The sequence below is a fragment of the Flavobacterium sp. DG2-3 genome (assembly GCF_030730925.1).
In the GTDB taxonomy this organism is placed as follows: domain Bacteria; phylum Bacteroidota; class Bacteroidia; order Flavobacteriales; family Flavobacteriaceae; genus Flavobacterium.
Map to the genome: position 1 here is coordinate 45,814 of NZ_JAVAMB010000017.1, position 17,221 is coordinate 63,034.

Sequence of the window (17,221 nt, forward strand, 5' to 3'; positions counted from 1 at the left end):
ATAGTTTTTGTGTTTTGATAAAGCGACCAACGGAAGCTCTTAGCAAAACAGTACAAAAACATATTTTTGAAAAAAACTTGTAACGGAAAGCAGGAAACAGCTCCTAAAAATAAATGAAAGCAAAAGCATTCGATACTGGATTATTCAAACGAATATTAAAATATACGCGTCCTTATAAATGGCGTTATTATGGCGTTATCCTATTTGCCATTTCGCTGTCTATCTTCGCTGCACTTCGTCCTTATTTATTAAAAGAAACGGTCGATGGTTACATCAAAACTCATGATAAAATGGGGTTGTTGATGTACATCATTTTGATGGGCGTGGTTTTGCTGATGGAGGTTTTTTCGCAATTCTATTTTGTTTATTGGGCAAACTGGCTCGGGCAGGATATTGTAAAAGATATTAGAACGAAACTTTTCAAGCACATTTTGAGTTTCAGAATGAAATATTTTGATTTGGTTCCAGTTGGACAACTTGTTACGCGTGCTGTTTCGGATATTGAGTCGATTGCGCGAATTTTCAGCCAAGGTTTGTTTATGATTATAAGCGATTTGATGAAAATGGTTGTAGTCTTGATTTTTATGTTTTACATGAACTGGAAACTGACCTGGATTGTTATCGTTGCAATGCCTATTTTGGTTTACATTACTAGAATTTTTCAGCGTAAAATGCAGGTTGCTTTTGAAGAAGTACGAACACAGATTGCTAATATGAACTCGTTTGTGCAGGAACGTGTTACGGGAATGAAAATCGTACAGCTTTTTAACCGCGAAAAAATAGAAGCCGAAAACTTTAAAGAAATCAATAACAAACACAGAGTCGCTTGGATTAAAACCATTTTATACAACTCGATCTTCTTCCCGATTGCCGATATTATTTCGTCTATTACTTTAGGTTTGGTTGTGGTTTATGGCGGATTCCGAATATTAAACGGTGATCATTTTACGACTTTTGGAGATTTGTTTTCATATACGATGTTTATCGGAATGCTGTTTAATCCATTAAGACAAATTGCGGATAAATTTAATGAGATGCAATTGGGAATGATTGCGGCCAATCGTGTTTTTGATATTATCGACACTCAAGATCACATTCAGGATACAGGAACAATTGAAGCTCCAGTTTTTAACGGAAAAATTGATTTCAAAGACGTTCGCTTCAGTTATATACCAGAAGAAGAAGTTATAAAAGGAATTGACTTATCGGTTTCGGCTGGACAGACTATTGCCATTGTTGGTTCGACAGGTGCAGGAAAATCTACGATTATTAATTTACTGAATCGTTTTTACGAAATTAACAGCGGTACGATTTGCATTGACGGAGAAAATATCGAAAATTATACTTTGGCTTCGTTAAGAAAACAGATTGCTGTCGTTCTGCAAGATGTATTTTTGTTTGCCGATACGATTTATAATAATATCACTTTGCATAATCCAGAAATTACGAGAGATAGAGTAATTGATGCTGCGAAGAAAATTGGCGTTCATGATTTTATTATGAATCTGCCCGATAATTATGATTTTGATGTAAAAGAGCGCGGTGTTATGCTTTCGTCTGGACAAAGACAGTTGATTGCTTTTTTACGTTCGTATGTAAGTAATCCGAGTATTTTAATTTTGGACGAAGCGACTTCTTCTATCGATACGTATTCTGAAGAAATGATTCAGCGCGCAACAGAAACGATTACAAAAGGAAGAACTTCGATTATTATTGCGCACAGATTAGCAACAATTGTAAATGCAGATAAAATTGTGGTGATGGATAAGGGATTAATTGTTGAACAAGGAACGCATCAGGAATTATTGCAAAAAACTGATGGGTACTATAAAAATTTATATGACTCGCAATTTGCCGTGGCAAATTAAGTCATGATGATACTTTTTGAAATTTAGAATAAAAAATATTACTTCTCGACGCGCGTTCTTAATATACGTCATTGTTTCGATTCTGATTACCGTTTTATCTGTTTATATTTTAAGTAATCTTATTACTGATCTTACAGAAAAAGCGAATGAAGATGCATCGTTGCGTACTTTAGTTAAAAAACAGGAATTCATGTCTCAGGAATTTTCAAAATTTCTGGAGCAGGAAAAAAAGATAGCGCATGTTCTAAAAATAAGCAACTCCAATAATCTTGATAATAATCTGCAGCTTATGTCTCAGCTGCAAGACAACAGCAGATTGGTCGAGAATACTTGGTTTCAGATTAATGAAAACCCTATTCAGTACGGGAACAAAACTATCTCAGATGAAACCAAAAATGATATAAAAGCTTTTCTTCTGCAGCAAAATAAAAAGGCGCAGCATGTAAGTATTGTTGTTCGTCAGGGAAAAGAATTGGTTTGGCGTATTTACTTCAAACTGATTTCAGATGATAATACTGTTGTCAAATATGGTTATGACATTAATTTAAGATTGCTGCATACTTATTTTTCTAAAACAGACAAAACGGCTTCCAACTATGCTTTTGTTTTTGATAAAAAAGGAACATGCCTTTATCATCCAGAAGCCGCTTTTATTGGAAAAAACATTTTTAAGATTTCGTCATTTAATCCTTGTGACACTATTTTTAGAGAAAAAGATGATTTTGTAAAAAGAGTTACAATGTCTGAGTTTTTGAAACTCGATGTAATACGTTTTACCCAAAAACTGGATGTTAAAAATTCTAATTGGTTTATCTCCGTTAATTTTCCGAAAATCTTTGTAGACGAAAATGTAGCGATTATTAAAAGATATTCGACTTTAACCTATTCGATTACGACTATAATGTTGTTATTGATTTTTTATCTTTTCTCTTATGCCAACAGGCGTGCCTACCGAGAAAAAGGTATTGCGATAAAAGAGAAAAATAAGCTCTTGGTCGAAAACGAAAAAATCATCAAAGAAAAAGCGCTAATCCAGTTACAGCAATTAAAAGAGCAGATTAATCCGCACTTTTTATTTAATTCGCTCAACTCCCTTTATATGCTTATAGGAAGTGATATTAAAGTGGCGCAGAAATTTACATTAAACTTATCTCGCATTTATCGTTATTTAATTGATCCGCCAGAAAAGAACGTTGTTCCTCTGAAGGACGAACTTTTATTTATCGAAAAATACATCTTTTTACAGCAGACTCGTTTTAAAGACGAATTATTCTTTTCTATAGAAATCGAAAACGAAACTGCTTTAAACAAACACATCCCCTATCTATCTTTTCAGATTGCGGTAGAAAATGCTATTAAGCATAATACTGCCACTCAGGAAAGTCCCTTAACTACAAAAATCCTGATTCAAGAAAACCAGGTAATCATTAGCAACAATCTCCAGAAGAAATTGGCTGCAGAACCGAGTACTAAATTTGGGTTAAACTACCTAAAGAGTATTTACAACTATTATTCAAAAAACGATTTTAAGACATCAGAAAAAGATGGCTATTTTGTTTGTATTCTTCCATTAATAAACATTCACTCCTAAAAAAAAGCCACTCACTCCTTTTTGTTTTTTTCCTTAACTAAAATAAAATAGTTTCGGATCGAAAATTAACCTAAACTTAACATCTGATGAAGGAAAAGTCATTCCTGCATAATTTGGTAACAATTTGCATACTTTTATTATTATTATCACCGCTTACTGTTCAATCTCAAAAGGAAAAGAAGAACAAAAAAGAAGATACAACTGAAATTAAAAAAGATTCTACCGATTCTAAAAAAGGTAAAAAATATGGTGACCTTGTAAAAAAGGGCGTTGTCAAAAAAGGACTTTTCAATATTATTCAGGTTAAAACCGATGTTTATTTTGAAATTCAAGACAGTTTATTCCAAAGAGAGTTTTTAGTTGTAAACAAATTATCTCAAGTTCCTTTTCAAGTAAACGAAGCTGGTTTAAATAAAGGAATGAATTATGAAAACAAGATTATCAGTTTTTATAAAGATACCATTGCAAAGAAAGTTTGGGTAAAATCGTATGTGCCAAAAGTTTCTTCTCCAAAAGAAGATGCCATTACACAATCGGTTCAAAATAATTTTGCCGAATCGATTATTGAAGTTTTTGATATTGAAACAAAAAATAATGATTCGACAGCTGTTGTAATTAAAGTAAATAAGATTTTTGACGGAAAACAAAAAAGCTTCAATGATGTTTTGAGCAACATTGGTTTTGGCGGTTCGGTAAAATCTGAGCTTTCTTATATTGAAGGTTTAAAATCTTTTCCAAAAAACATTGTGGTAAAATCGCAGCTGACTACTTCTGTTAGCGAAGGCGGTCCTGCATTATCTGTAACTCTTGGTGTTACAAGCAATATTATTTTATTGGATAAAACTCCTATGAAACCTCGTTTTTCTGATAATAGAATTGGTTTCTTTACAGAAAAACACTGGTATTTTGCCGACTCTCAGCAGGCAATGCTTGAAAAAGAATTAATAACACGCTGGCGTTTAGAACCTAAAAAGGAAGACGAAGAGCGTTATTTAAAAGGTGAATTAGTAGAGCCGAAAAAACCAATCGTTTATTACATCGACCCGTCTACTCCAAAACAATGGAGAAAGTATATTATTGATGGCGTACACGATTGGCAGGCAGCTTTTGAAAAGGCAGGATTTAAAAATGCCATTATCGCAAAAGAACCTACTGAACAAGATTTGGATTTTGATATTGACGACGTACGCTATTCTGTAATTACGTATGCTGCATCTCCAAAATCAAACGCTATGGGACCTTCTGTGGTTGACCCAAGAAGCGGTGAAATTATCGAATCTGATATTATCTGGTGGCATAATGTTATGACTTCGCTTCAAAGTTGGATGCGTATTCAGACTGGCCCAATCGATCCGAAAGCTCGCGGAAATAAATTTAGTGACGAACATATGGGAGAGGCAATTCGTTTTGTTTCTTCTCACGAAGTTGGTCATACTTTTGGTTTGAAACATAATATGGGTTCTTCTTTTGCTTATGATGTTGAATCATTGCGTTCTAAAGAATTTACAGCAAAAATGGGCGGAACTGCTCCGTCTATTATGGATTACGCACGCTACAATTATGTGGCTCAGCCAGAAGACAATGTAACGGTTATTACTCCAAAAATTGGAGAATATGATAAATATGCTATTGAATGGGGTTACAGATGGTATTCGCCTAACGAAAACGAGACAGCAAAACTAAACGCCTTAATTACAAAACATCAAAATGACCCCATTTATTTCTATGGCCAGCAGCAGGAAAATATCGTTGATCCGCGTTCGCAATCAGAAGATTTAGGAAATGATGCCGTAAAAGCAAGCGAATACGGTTTAAAAAACCTTAAACGTGTTGTCGAGAATATCTTAAACTGGACTTACGATAAAGATCAGTCTTATTATGAAACAGGAAAATTGTACATCGGCACGATCGGTCAATGGCAATTGTACAATCGTCACGTAATGAATAATATTGGTGGGGTTTATTTGAATGAAACGGTTCACGGAGATAACAAACAAAGCTATATTCCAGTTTCTGCTGAGATGCAGAAAAGGGCTGCCGATTATTTAGCTAAAAATGTACTTACGATTCCGCAATGGCTATTTTTCAATGACATTTTAGACAAAACAAATCCGCTGAAAGATTCTCCTCTTGGACCTTACGAATATACTCCGTATACACTTTCGAGAGAATTACAATATAGTATTCTGTATGATTTATTGAGCGATGATCGTTTGCTGAGAATGACTGAAAATGAATTGTATCAGCGAAATAAATCCAAAGATCCCGTTTTTACCGTAAATGATTTGCTTAAAAAAATGCACCAAAGCGTTTTTGCTGCAACAATTGCCAATAAATCATTATCGATTCTGGAGCGTATGACACAAAAGAATTACGTAGATGTTTTAATTGTTTCGACCAATAAATTATTTGAAAAAACAGATGCTAAGAAACTATTAGATATTCAGCAGACTTTAAATATGCCTCATTTGTGCACGTATTTAGATAATGCCCACATGGCAAAAAACATTAATCAATCTTCTTTAAAAAGAGTTACAGAAGTGACTTCAGATAAAAAAGGAGAATTAAATAAAGTGCTTCAATTATTAAAAACTAAAAAGAACACAGGAAACCAATCTACCCAAAACCATTACCGCGATTTGATCCAACGAATCGAAAAAGCTCTAAATAACACAACCTTTTAATACACAACCCAAAAACATGAAGAAAATTTTACAAGCCTTACTGCTGTTCCTGGCCATCGCAGGATATTCGCAGGAAACCCGAACCATCTCGGGAATTATTCTAGATGAAAATGATCACCAGCCTATTCCTGGAGCTTCGATTTTTGTTGAAAACAATTCTATCGGAAGCAAAACATCACAATCAGGAATTATTCAGAGTGAAAGCATCGGAACTACAACAGATTTTGATGGAAAGTTTCAATTAAAAATAGGAAAAAAAGTTTCTGCTTTGAGAATCACTTTCATGGGATATCAGCCTTATACCCTTGAATTGTCTGCTCAAAAAGAATATACAATCAACTTAAAATCTGAGGTTGCAAAACTTCAGGAAATTGTGGTAACTGGATACCAAAAAATTGAAAAGAGAAAACTGACAGCTGCGATTACAAAAGTAGATATGGCTTCTATTCAGCAAGCTGGGGTTTCTAGTATCGACCAATTGTTAGTTGGACAAGTTGCTGGAGTTGCAGTTACTACACCATCAGGAGCGCCTGGAGCAGCTGCAAAAATCAGAATTAGAGGTACAGCTTCTTTAAACGGCTCTCAAGATCCTTTATGGGTTTTAGACGGACTTCCATTAGAGAATAATGATGTTCCTAAAAACTACGATAAAGACAATATCGATGTTCTAAACAACTACTCTATCGCTGGTTTAAATCCAGATGATATTAAAGACATTACCATCTTAAAAGATGCGGCGGCAACAGCTATTTATGGTGCTCGTGCAGCAAATGGTGTAATTGTGGTTACAACCAAAAAAGGAAAAAGCGGTAAAATGTCTATTAGTTTCAACACGAACACATTTATTACGTTAAGACCAGAAATGTCAAAATTAAATTTGATGAATTCAAATCAAAAAGTTGATTTTGAACTTGGTTTGGCTAGCCGTGCTGATTTGACTTACAGAGACACCGGTGGTGATGTTGCTCGTATCCTGAATGGAGCGAATGAATTAGACGCATACAGAACCGGTGGATTCTCTTCTTTGAGTCCGCAAACACAGCAATCAATTAATAGTTTAAGAGGAATTAATACCAACTGGGGTAACTTATTATACCAAACTGCAATTAATACGCAGCATGGTTTAAGCTTATCTGGAGGTGGCGAAAGATCAGATTACTATTTCTCTTTAGGATACTATGATGAAAAAGGAACTACTATTGGAACGGGCTTAAAACGTTACAACTTAACTTTAAAAAACAATTTTGAAATAACTGATAAATTTAAAGTTGGTGTTGGAATTTTTGGTTCTGAAAACAAAACTACTTCTTATATCACAGATACAAGCGGTTTTACCAATCCTGCTAATTATTCAAGAAACGTAAATCCTTATTTGACTCCTTACAATGCTGACGGAAGCTACAAATATGATCCAGACATCGCTGGTTATTCTGATATTTATGTTCCTTTCAACTTCATCGAAGAAAGAAACAACACTTCTTACGATTTAAAAACTAGAGCAATTAAGGCTATATTAGACGCTGAATATAAAATTACAAAAGACTTAAAAGTAACCAGCCAATTAGGTTTACAGTTAGACAACAGCTCAAGCGAAAAATTTGCTGGGAAAGAAACTTACTTTACAAGAAGAACAAAAGAACAAACACGTTATTACAAAGACGGAAAATACAATTATTTCCTTCCTACTGGCGGTATTATTCAAAATTCAAACACCGACTTCTTTCAATATAACCTAAAAACAATGGTTAATTATAGCAAGACTTTGGGTGAAAAACATGAAATTGAAGCAATGGTAGGTAATGAGTTGAGAAGAACTTACGCTACAAGTATTGCTACAAAAGGTTTTGGTTTTGACGAAAACACATTGACAACACAACAGATTATTTTCCCAAATTCAGATTTTGCAAACAATCCTGAATACAGAACATATACAAAAAACCAGAACGAAAATGCTTTTGCTTCTTTCTACGCAACTGGTTCTTATACTTACGACAGAAAATATAGTTTCTTCGGAAGTGTTAGATATGATGGTTCTGACTTATTTGGTGTAGATCCTAAATACAAATACTTACCGCTTTGGTCTGTATCTGGATCTTGGTTAGTTTCTCAAGAGAAATTCCTTCAAGACAGCAGAGTGATTTCTAATTTAAGACTTCGTTCTTCTTACGGTTTACAAGGAAATATTGATAAAGGAACTTCTCCTTTCGTAGTTGGGAATAACAAAATAACAACTATTTTGCCTGGAACAACAGAGCCAACAATCGTTGTTATAAGCCCACCAAACGATAAATTGCGTTGGGAAAAAACACAAAATACCAACTTTGGTTTAGATTTAGGATTATTCAATAACCGCATCAGCATTGTTACAGATGTTTACGGAAGAAAAAGTACAGACTTAATTGGTATGAGATCTTTACCATTAGAAAATGGTTTTGAGTTTACAAACATGAACTGGGCGCAAGTAAGCAACAAAGGGTATGAAATCGCTATTGCGACAAAAAACATTAACAATCCTAATTTTAAATGGACCACAAACATCAACTTTGCTCATAACAAAAGTAACGTTGACCGTTTAGAAATTCGTGACAACACTTATACGCCAAACCAACAAGGTCACGCTGTAAATGCTGTTTTCGGATTTAAAACAAACGGAATTGATGAAAATGGTTACCCATTATTTGTAAACAAAAAAGGAGAAACTGTAAACGCACAGACTTTCTTTGGTTTATTTGATCCTTATGCAGACTTTTTCCCTGGAGAATTTGCACAATCAAGTTTAACGGCTGCAGAATTTAGAGATTTATTTGTTTATTTAGGCGACAAAGACCCAAAATTTACTGGAGGTATTACCAACACATTTAAAGTTAGCAATTTTGATTTTACAGTTGCAGCAGCTTTCAATTTAAAACAAACTGTAGTTAAAACACCTCCTTACAACGGAACACAAGTAGATAGAGGACAAAACTATACTACAGATATTTTAAATGCTTGGTCGCCAACAAATACATCTTCTAATTTACCTGGAATTACAAGTAAAGATTCTGGAACAGGAGATTCTTATTTAGCGTACTTATGGTTTGCTGGAGGAAATAACATTCCAACATACAACTATTTAGATACATGGGTGAGCGAAATGAGCTATATGAGATTGAGCAGTATGCGTTTAGGTTATACATTCCCTAAAGCTTTCACAGATCAAATTAACATTCAAAGCATCAGATTAAATGTTGAAGCAAGAAACCTATTTGTAGTAGGTTCAGATTTCAAAGGATATTTTGATCCTGAGACATACGGAAACATTTATGCACAGCCAGTTCCTAGATCATTTACTATAGGATGTAATGTAACTTTCTAATACAATTAAAGATGAAAAAATTCTCAAAATATATATTCCTTTTTATTGCTTCAATTGCGGTAAGCAGTTGCGACGAATATCTGGATATCACTCCTGTCGGAAAAGTGATTCCAGAAACTTTAGAACAATTTCGTGCGGTTTTAACAACTGGTTATTCAACATATCCAGAGCACAAAGCATTGACATCTATGCGTACAGACGAATTGACTTTAAATGAAGAAAGCGATCGTACTGTAGGTTACAGAGATATTCATATCTGGAAAGACGGAAACCCAGACCAATTCACCAAAACATTTCCGTACCAAGGTCTATACACTACTATTTTTTATGCGAATGTAGTAATCAATGAAGCTTCAAAAAAAGTAAAAGATTCTCCTGAGAAAGACCAATTAATTGGAGAAGCTTATGCACTAAGAGCCTTAGCTTATTTTGACTTGGTAAATCTTTATGGAAAGCCATACAATGCGGCAACAGCAGCTTCAGACAAAGGAGTTCCGCTAGCTTTAGAAATCGACTTAGAGCAAGCTTTTGTTCCGCAAAGTGTTGAAGTTATTTACAACCAGATTATTTCAGATACTAATGAAGCTGAAAAGTTACTAAATGTAAATTCTCAAACTAAAGGCATAAACTATCGTTTTTCTAAAGTTGCTTTGTATAGCTTTCAAAGCCGAATTTATCTTTACCAGCAGCAATGGCAAAAATCTCTAGATGCTGTCAATAAAGCACTTGCCATAAACAGCAACTTGGTTAATCTAAATTCGACTTCTGTTATTCCAACAAAGTTTGATGCTGCAGAATCTATTTTAGCTATAGAACCTGGCTATACTACCGATATTATGGAATCTTCTTTCGCATCAGCAGATTTAATTAATACTTATAGCAAAACAACAGATTTGCGTTTTCCTCTTTATTTTTCAACTAGCGGAAGCAATTACATAATTAAAAAAGGAAGATTCGACGAGAACAAATGTACTATCAGAACTTCTGAGTTATATTTAACAAAAGCTGAAACGTCTGTAAAATTGAACAATATTGCAGATGCTAAAACAACGGTTTTAAGTTTTGCAAAAAACAGATATTCTGCAACAGGATACGCACAGCTTGAAAGCGAAGTAAACGCGATGAATGCAGCAGATTTAACCAACTTTATTCTAGCAGAAAGACAGCGCGAATTTGTCGTTGAAGGTCAGCGTTGGTTTGATTTAAGAAGAACAACTCAAAAACAGATTGTTCATACCTTAAAAGGAGAAAATTATACTTTGATACAAAATGATCCGCGTTATACTATTATTTATCCAGCAGACGCGAGATTGAACAATCCCAATCTATAATACACCTATTGTTTTTTTTTTAAAGGTTCAGTTTTTACAGCTGAACCTTTTTTTTTATAAAATCCATACAAGAAAATGCACAGTTTATTGCGAATAAGAATTACTGAAATTATCTTTGCAGCATAACCGGTTCAAAATTTCCGTAAAATGAAAATTGCCATTATAGAAGACGAACACCTTGCTTCTAGCTATCTAAAATCGATTTTAGAGCAGCAGGACGTTTTATCGATTGCAGCAATCAGCGTTTTAAAATCGGTAAAAGAAGCGGTTGTTTTTTTTAGCGAAAACAAAGTCGATCTCGCTTTTATGGACATTCATTTAGGCGATGGAAAAAGTCTCGAAATTTTCGAAAAAACCACTATTACCTGTCCAGTAATTTTCATCACCGCTTATGATTCTTATGCTATTTCGGTTTTCAAACATTTTACAATTGACTATCTTTTAAAACCATTTGAAGAAGACGAACTTTTGGAAGCGCTTCAAAAATTCAAAAAAATAAAAGATAGTTTTAACAACAATTCCACACTTCAATCTTTAGTTGCAATAGAAAATCCCGAAAGCAGTAAAATTCAGCGTCATTTCTTAGTAAATCACGGCTATAAAATGATTTCTATTAACGAAAGTGAAATCACTTATTTTTCGGCAACAGGAAAACATCTTTTCATTCATATAATATCAGGAAACAGCTATTTGTACAATAATACCTTAACTGATATTATAAATAGCTTAGATCCTTTTAATTTCTTTAAAGTAAACCGAAAGTATATTGTTACCAGAAACAGCATTAAAGAAGTTGTAAAACATTCTAACCAAAAGATCGAATTGATTTTGACTGTTCCGCCAGCAGAATCTGACGCAATTTTCATCAGTAAAAAGGAAATCAACAATTTCAAAAACTGGCTAGATCAATAATTTAATCATTATTTAGCTATAAATTAATCTTCGTTTCCTAAATTAAAAAACTGCAGAATTCACAAATTGTGATTTAAAATCCGACTAAAAACTGCTAAAAACACTTTAAAACGTTAAATTAGCGTTATAGAAATCATAAAATTGACCTTTCACAATCAGGAAGATAGCAGGAATTTTTGGTTTATTATTTATCTTTGAGAATGTAGAAATCAAATGTAAAAGAAAATGCCACAAAATAGATTTTATCCTGATGAAAAGTTCAAAGAAATAGAAATAAACGCCTCATTACAATTAAGATACGCCATTTCGAACAGAGGTCGATTAATAAGTTTTACAGACGAAATTGAAAACGGCCGCATCCTAAAAGGCGGACTAAGCGACGGATACCCAACTTTCCGTTTTAAAGTCAAAAAAGACGATAAAATCGTTAATAAATATCTCTTCTTATACAAATTAGTTGCTCAATATTTCATTCCCAAAGAATCTGAAGACCAGACATACGTTCTGCACTTAGATTATAATAGGGCTAACGATGACGTACGCAATTTACGCTGGGCAACCAAACAAGAAATGATGGCGCACAGCCGCAAAAGTCCGCGCGTTATCCAAGCCAAAAAGAACTTAATTGAACACAATCTGAAAGCAGACGGACGAAAATTGACCACCACAAAAGTGATGTTAATCAAAAAAATCCTTGCAAGACCAGAACAAAAAACACGTCTTAAAATGATTGCAAAACAATTTGGAGTAAGCGAAATGCAAATCAGAAGAATTGCCAGCGGAGAAAACTGGGGACACGTTAAGATTTAAAAATTTTGTTTCAAGTTTATTTGTTTCAAGTTGTCAGGCTGAGCATCTCGAGACTTCGGGAGAAACCATTCGCATAGAAAATATAATAGCCACAGATTACACAGATTAACACAGATTTAAAAAAATCCTTTTAATCCTAATAATCTGTGGCTTTTTTGGTTCACCACGAATCCACGAATCAATACTATTTTTAATAATTTGTGAAAATTTGTGCAATTTGTGGTTGGATTTTTTTCAAAAGTTTAACCTAAACACCTGTCAGATTGAACGTTACAACACTTCGAAAGGAGCCATTCAAATTAAAAATATAATAGCCACAGATTAACACAGATTTAAAAAAATCTTTTTAATCCTAATAATCTGTGGCTTATTTAGTTTGTGGCAAATCCCTTAAATTAAAATAAAATTCGCGACAATTCGGGAAATTCGTGGCTTATTCCATTCACAGCAGACATTTCACAACTTTTTTCAGTTTTATGATCTAAATTTCGATTTACACTTCACAATTCATAATTTGCAATTCACAATTTCCTTGTTCTATGTGAAAATATCAAAATCTGCTGTTGCAAAATCAAATTTTCAAGTGTTCATATAAAATAAATCCTTAAATTCGCAATCACAAATAACAAAAGAATAAATCGAAAGATGAGTTTCGGAAATACAAACTTCATTTTCGATAGTTAATACTAAAAACAAAAAAAATGAAATACGACGTTATTGTTTTAGGAAGTGGTCCTGGAGGATATGTAACAGCGATTAGAGCTTCTCAATTAGGCTTTAAAGTAGCTGTAGTAGAAAAAGAAAATCTTGGTGGAGTTTGCCTTAACTGGGGTTGTATCCCAACAAAAGCGCTTTTAAAATCTGCTCAGGTTTTTGATTACCTTAAACACGCTTCTGACTACGGATTGAAAGTTTCTGAATTCGATAAAGATTTCCCTGCAGTTATTCAGCGTAGCCGTGGTGTTGCAGAAGGAATGAGCAAAGGAGTTCAATTCTTAATGAAAAAAAACAAAATTGACGTTATCGAAGGTTTTGGAAAACTAAAACCAGGAAAAAAACTTGACGTTACTGATAAAGACAATAAAGTTACAGAATACAGCGCTGATCACATTATCATCGCAACTGGTGCTCGTTCTCGTGAGTTGCCAAACTTACCTCAAGATGGTGTAAAAGTAATTGGATACCGTCAAGCAATGACATTACCAACTCAGCCAAAATCTATGATCATTGTAGGTTCTGGAGCAATTGGAGTTGAGTTTGCTCACTTCTACAACTCAATGGGAACAGACGTTACTATTGTAGAATTTATGCCAAACATTGTTCCTGTAGAAGACGAAGACGTTTCTAAACAAATGGAGCGTTCTATGAAGAAAGCGGGTGTAAAAATCATGACAAACTCTTCTGTAGAAAAAATCGATACTTCTGGAAACGGAGTAAAAGCAACTGTAAAAACAGCAAAAGGAGAAGAAATCTTAGAAGCTGACATCGTACTTTCTGCAGTTGGAATCAAAACAAACATTGAAAACATCGGATTAGAAGAAGTTGGTATCGCTGTTGATAGAGATAAAATCTTAGTAAACGCTTACAACCAAACTAATATTCCAGGATACTACGCAATTGGAGACGTTACTCCAGGTCAAGCTTTAGCACACGTTGCTTCTGCTGAAGGAATTAACTGTGTAGAAAAAATTAAAGGTTTACACGTTGACCCAATCGATTACGGAAACATTCCTGGTTGTACTTATGCAACTCCAGAAATCGCTTCTGTTGGTTTAACAGAAAAACAAGCAAAAGAAAAAGGATACGAATTAAAAATTGGTAAATTCCCATTCTCAGCTTCTGGAAAAGCTAAAGCTGCTGGAGCTGCTGACGGATTCGTAAAAGTAATCTTTGATGCTAAATACGGAGAATGGTTAGGATGCCACATGATTGGTGCTGGTGTTACAGATATGATTGCTGAAGCAGTTGTAGCTCGTAAACTAGAAACTACTGGTCACGAAATCTTAAAATCGATCCACCCTCACCCAACAATGAGCGAGGCTGTTATGGAAGCTGTAGCTGATGCTTACGGCGAAGTAATTCACTTGTAAAATATACAAAGTAAAGATTCGTCTTTACGGAGTTATATATAATTTTCAATTTATAAAATCCGATTTGCGAAAGTGAATCGGATTTTTTTATGTGGTCTTTGCTAATTCGTTCAAAGTTTGTCATCCTGACGAAGGAAGGATCTCCGTTAGTAATTCCTCATAGAGAATCAATCTTTGTCGAGCTACTTGCGGAGATCCTTCCTTCGTCAGGATGACATACATTGAAAATATATTTAAGTTCAAACAACAATTTTCTCCTTAAATTACTTTTGTATATTTGACTAAATTTTAAGCATTTACAAATTATCTAATTGGCACATTCTCATATTATCTAATTCAAAAAAATGACCACCGATATCATAGAAGTAAACAATTTCATTGTATTGATTGAGCAGTCCAATTCTGATAAAGAGTTTGTGCAAAAATGCGAGATTGATGGCGATACAGTCGGTTTTGCTTTTTACGGTTCTGGAAATGTCGAATTAGAAATCAAACACAACGACCAGACTAAATATTTAATGAATACAACTGGCTTAGCGATTTCATTTTTTGGAAATCAGAAAGTGGGTTTTGCACACAAAATAGCTCCAGAAAAACCGTTGCAATCCATTAGTATTTTTGCCAAGCTAAAAACCATTCAAAATTTGCCTCAGACCGAAAGAGAAATTTTCGAAAAGCAATTGCCCGAATTGGTCAATCCGAATGCACATTTTGTAAAGGGCCCTACTCTATTTATGAGTTTAGAAATGCAATTGGCTGTTCAAAAGGTCTTTAATACAACTTACACAGGCAATACAAGGCTTTTATTTTTAAAAAGTCAGGTAAACGAATTACTGGCGCATTATTTTGCACTTTTATCTGAAGAAAAGAAAACAGAACTTACCGAAAAAGACAAAGAAAAACTTTTTCAAGCAAAAGATATCGTAAGCACTAATTATTCTAAACCGCCAACTATAACAGAACTTTCTAAATTAATTGGTTTAAACAGCAGTAAATTAAAAAAGAACTTCAAAGAATTATTCGGTATTCCGGTTTACAAATTCATTCATGAAGAACGCCTAAACAAAGCCTACGAATTGCTTTGCAACAGCGAGAAAACAGTACAAGAAGCAGCTTGGGATGTAGGTTATGAAAGCTTGAGTTCTTTCTCCAACGCCTTTCAGAAAAAATTCGGATCACGACCAAACGAAGTCAAAAAACAATTCCTTTCAAACAAATCTTAATTCCTTTCCGACAAATGTTTTTGTGATGATCATTGCAACTTTGCTTTATCAATAATCAAAAAACAATTTATCATGAAAACAACAAAAATCCTGCTGATAGGCGGAAACGGAAAAACTGGAAAAAGAGTAGCACAATTATTAAACGAAAAAGAAAACATTGAAATCACAATCGCATCGCGTTCGGGAAATCCATCATTTGATTGGGAAAAACCAGAAACTTGGGCTGAGATTTTAAAAGACATAAATGCAATCTATCTTACCTTTCAGCCCGATTTAGCTGTTCCTTCAGCGCCAGAAATCATTAAGCAATTTAGTATTCAAGCAGTGAAAAGCGGAGTAGAAAAAATTGTACTTCTTTCTGGAAGAGGCGAAAAAGAAGCCCAAATTTGCGAAGAAATCATAAAAGCAACTGCGCAAAAATGGACAATTGTAAGAGCAAGCTGGTTCAATCAAAACTTTAGCGAAAGCTTTTTTCTAGAACCTATTTTAGCTGGATATGTGGCATTGCCGAAAGCTGAAACACTAGAACCTTTTACCGATGCAGACGATATTGCCGAAGTAGTTGCAGAAGCATTATTAGACGAAAAACACAACGGAAAAACTTACGAATTAACTGGCCCGCAATTGCTTACTTTTGAACAAGCTGTCGCAGAAATAGCAAAAGTGACAGAAAGAAATATTGTTTTTCAGCCACTTGAATTAGACGAATACGTAAATATGCTTCGCGAATATCAGGTTCCAGAAGATGAAATTTGGTTGGTAAATTATCTTTTTTCTGAAGTTCTTGATGGTCGAAATTCAAGCATTACCAATGATATTGAAAAAATTCTGGGACGAAAAGCCAAAACTTTCTCAGAATACGTTCAGAAAACTGCTCAAACCAAAGTTTGGGATGAAGTAAATCAGCTGTCATGAAATATTTCAGAGCCGTTCTATCTGGATTAATACTCTGGATTTGTGTCGCAACATCTTTTTTCATCCTAGAGCATACGCCAGTTGTAAAAGAATCATTAAACATGCAAACCATCATTATTTGTATATTAATTATCTTCTATTCTTTTATCGGAGCTTCCTTTTATTATAAAAAAGAAAATAATTTATCTGGGATTCAACTTGCCATCATTATGTCCTTTACAGCCGTTTTTATGGATGCTTTGCTATTTGTTCCGTTAGTAGAAATTCCGAAAGGCAATACCTATCAGGATTTCTTCAGCAATCCATTATTATGGATACTTGCTACAATAAATATAGCTGCTGTATATTTTTATTGGAAAAAGAACTTTAAAATTAAATAATTGTAAAAACAGATTTTAAATTTTGATCCGGCTTGCAGAAGTAAGTCGGATTATTTATCTTA

General features: G+C 34.1%; 11 protein-coding genes. All 11 read left to right on the top strand.

The genetic code is table 11. The features are described from left to right. The first annotated feature begins 113 nt into the window (after window positions 1–113). The 11 genes from Q9Q97_RS18915 to Q9Q97_RS18965 all read left to right on the top strand — a co-directional run bounded on the left by Q9Q97_RS18915 (window position 114) and on the right by Q9Q97_RS18965 (window position 17,159). Window positions 114–1,868 carry an ABC transporter ATP-binding protein gene (locus Q9Q97_RS18915; protein WP_306159957.1) on the top strand — a complete coding sequence of 585 codons (1,755 nt, stop codon included), beginning with the start codon at window positions 114–116 and terminating at the stop codon, window positions 1,866–1,868. Window positions 1,869–1,884: 16 nt separating this feature from the next. Further along, window positions 1,885–3,459: a histidine kinase gene (locus Q9Q97_RS18920; RefSeq protein WP_306159960.1), complete on the top strand. Its 1,575-nt coding sequence runs from the start codon at window positions 1,885–1,887 to the stop codon at window positions 3,457–3,459. 86 nt (window positions 3,460–3,545) lie between these two features. After that, window positions 3,546–6,143, top strand: coding sequence for a zinc-dependent metalloprotease (locus Q9Q97_RS18925; protein WP_306159962.1), 2,598 nt, complete (start codon window positions 3,546–3,548; stop codon window positions 6,141–6,143). Window positions 6,144–6,159: 16 nt separating this feature from the next. Then, the gene (locus tag Q9Q97_RS18930; protein ID WP_306159964.1) at window positions 6,160–9,498 is read left to right on the top strand and encodes a SusC/RagA family TonB-linked outer membrane protein; all 3,339 of its coding nucleotides are present in this window, start codon (window positions 6,160–6,162) and stop codon (window positions 9,496–9,498) included. An 11-nt stretch (window positions 9,499–9,509) separates the two neighbouring features. Next, entirely contained in the window at window positions 9,510–10,829 is a 1,320-nt protein-coding gene (locus Q9Q97_RS18935) for a RagB/SusD family nutrient uptake outer membrane protein (protein WP_306159966.1), read from the top strand. A gap of 147 nt (window positions 10,830–10,976) precedes the next feature. Beyond that, window positions 10,977–11,741, top strand: coding sequence for a LytTR family DNA-binding domain-containing protein (locus tag Q9Q97_RS18940; protein WP_306159968.1), 765 nt, complete (start codon window positions 10,977–10,979; stop codon window positions 11,739–11,741). Between the two features lie 225 nt (window positions 11,742–11,966). Then, complete coding sequence (locus Q9Q97_RS18945) at window positions 11,967–12,551, top strand: NUMOD4 domain-containing protein (protein WP_306159970.1); 585 nt, start codon at window positions 11,967–11,969, stop codon at window positions 12,549–12,551. Window positions 12,552–13,252: 701 nt separating this feature from the next. Continuing rightward, window positions 13,253–14,641 (top strand): dihydrolipoyl dehydrogenase, encoded by a 1,389-nt coding sequence (gene lpdA / locus Q9Q97_RS18950; RefSeq protein WP_194139878.1) that lies wholly within the window; start codon window positions 13,253–13,255, stop codon window positions 14,639–14,641. A 344-nt stretch (window positions 14,642–14,985) separates the two neighbouring features. Next, entirely contained in the window at window positions 14,986–15,864 is an 879-nt protein-coding gene (locus tag Q9Q97_RS18955; protein ID WP_306159973.1) for an AraC family transcriptional regulator, read from the top strand. A 72-nt stretch (window positions 15,865–15,936) separates the two neighbouring features. Next, window positions 15,937–16,779 (top strand): NmrA family NAD(P)-binding protein, encoded by an 843-nt coding sequence (locus tag Q9Q97_RS18960; RefSeq protein WP_306159975.1) that lies wholly within the window; start codon window positions 15,937–15,939, stop codon window positions 16,777–16,779. Beyond that, window positions 16,776–17,159: a DUF5367 family protein gene (locus Q9Q97_RS18965; protein WP_306159977.1), complete on the top strand. Its 384-nt coding sequence runs from the start codon at window positions 16,776–16,778 to the stop codon at window positions 17,157–17,159. The genes Q9Q97_RS18960 and Q9Q97_RS18965 overlap by 4 nt, the downstream gene beginning before the upstream one ends. Window positions 17,160–17,221 lie beyond the last annotated feature (62 nt).

Coding starts and splice junctions, on each gene's coding strand:
- Q9Q97_RS18915 (WP_306159957.1), top strand. CDS start 114: ATGAAAGCAAAAGCATTCGATACTGGATTATTCAAACGAATATTAAAA.
- Q9Q97_RS18925 (WP_306159962.1), top strand. CDS start 3,546: ATGAAGGAAAAGTCATTCCTGCATAATTTGGTAACAATTTGCATACTT.
- Q9Q97_RS18930 (WP_306159964.1), top strand. CDS start 6,160: ATGAAGAAAATTTTACAAGCCTTACTGCTGTTCCTGGCCATCGCAGGA.
- Q9Q97_RS18935 (WP_306159966.1), top strand. CDS start 9,510: ATGAAAAAATTCTCAAAATATATATTCCTTTTTATTGCTTCAATTGCG.
- Q9Q97_RS18940 (WP_306159968.1), top strand. CDS start 10,977: ATGAAAATTGCCATTATAGAAGACGAACACCTTGCTTCTAGCTATCTA.
- Q9Q97_RS18945 (WP_306159970.1), top strand. CDS start 11,967: ATGCCACAAAATAGATTTTATCCTGATGAAAAGTTCAAAGAAATAGAA.
- lpdA (WP_194139878.1), top strand. CDS start 13,253: ATGAAATACGACGTTATTGTTTTAGGAAGTGGTCCTGGAGGATATGTA.
- Q9Q97_RS18955 (WP_306159973.1), top strand. CDS start 14,986: ATGACCACCGATATCATAGAAGTAAACAATTTCATTGTATTGATTGAG.
- Q9Q97_RS18960 (WP_306159975.1), top strand. CDS start 15,937: ATGAAAACAACAAAAATCCTGCTGATAGGCGGAAACGGAAAAACTGGA.
- Q9Q97_RS18965 (WP_306159977.1), top strand. CDS start 16,776: ATGAAATATTTCAGAGCCGTTCTATCTGGATTAATACTCTGGATTTGT.